This is a genomic window from Bacillus sp. AP8 (genome assembly GCF_000321185.1).
Classification (GTDB): domain Bacteria; phylum Bacillota; class Bacilli; order Bacillales; family DSM-1321; genus Bacillus_AD; species Bacillus_AD massilioanorexius.
In genome coordinates this window covers 1-1,229 of the sequence record NZ_CAPG01000108.1, presented here as the reverse complement: position 1 = coordinate 1,229, position 1,229 = coordinate 1, and the positions used below count along the sequence as shown (strand labels likewise).

The window sequence follows — 1,229 nt, the reverse complement described above, 5'->3', positions numbered from 1 at the left end:
AAAGTACACCACTCAATATAAACTAGACGTACTAAAATATATGAATGAACATGGGACGTCCATTTTTGACACGGCTGCGAGATTTAATCTATCTTCCGATGCAATTCTCTGGCAATGGCAAAATATTTTACTTACAAAAGGTGAAACGGCCCTTGGTTCGAAGAAAAAGGGGCGTCCGTCTATGAAGAAAGACCATCGAGAACCATCAAAAAAACAGATAACAGCTACGAATTCTATAGAAGATTTACAAGCAGAATTGGAATATTTACGGATGGAGAATGCCTATTTAAAAAAGTTAAACGCCTTAGTTCAGGAAAAGGAAGCATTACAATGAAAGACAAAGCGCAAGTAGTGTATGAACTAAGGGAAGAATTCACTGTACTAAAACTGATTAAACTCGCCAACATCAAACGCAGTACGTATTATTATTGGATCAAAAACGCGAATCGTGCAGACAAGTATGCCGAAATAAAACCTATTATTTCTTCTATTTTTCATGAACATAAAGGGAGATATGGCTATCGTAGAATCACGTTAGAATTACGAAATCGTGGTTATCAAATCAATCACAAGACCATTCAAAGTCTCATGAAAGAACTTGGATTAAAATCTCTTGTCCGTATGAAAAAGTATCGCTCATATAAAGGTAACGTTGGAAAAATAGCATCAAATATTTTAAAACGGGATTTCACGGCGACAAGACCTAATGAGAAATGGGTAACGGACATCACAGAATTTCATTTATTTGGAGAAAAACTATATCTTTCACCTGTACTTGACTTATTTAATGGCGAAATCATTGCCTACAATATGGAGAAACGCCCAGTCTATCCACTCGTTTCAAAAATGTTAAAACAAGCTTTCACTCGTTTATCCGAAGGAGAATTCCCAATTCTTCATTCTGATCAGGGCTGGCACTATCAAATGAATCCATACGCTCAGGCATTGAAAGAACATGGTATTACGCAAAGTATGTCTCGAAAAGGGAATTGTCTCGATAATGCAGTCATGGAGAATTTCTTCGGACTATTGAAATCAGAACTACTCTACTTACAAGAATTCGAAAGCATGGAACACTTCAAGCGTGAGCTTGAACAATATATCGATTATTATAATCACAATCGTATCAAGGCAAAATTAAAAGGCATGAGTCCGGTTCAATACCGAACTCATGCCCAACAAGTTGCCTAATGAAATAACCGTGTCTAACTTTATGGGGTCACTTCAAA

The 1,229-nt window shown here is 36.6% G+C and carries 1 pseudogene; it reads left to right on the top strand.

What is annotated here, in order from left to right:
* Positions 1-1,191: pseudogene (locus BN349_RS22850) on the top strand (IS3 family transposase); the annotation flags it as partial.
* Positions 1,192-1,229: the final 38 nt, after the last annotated feature.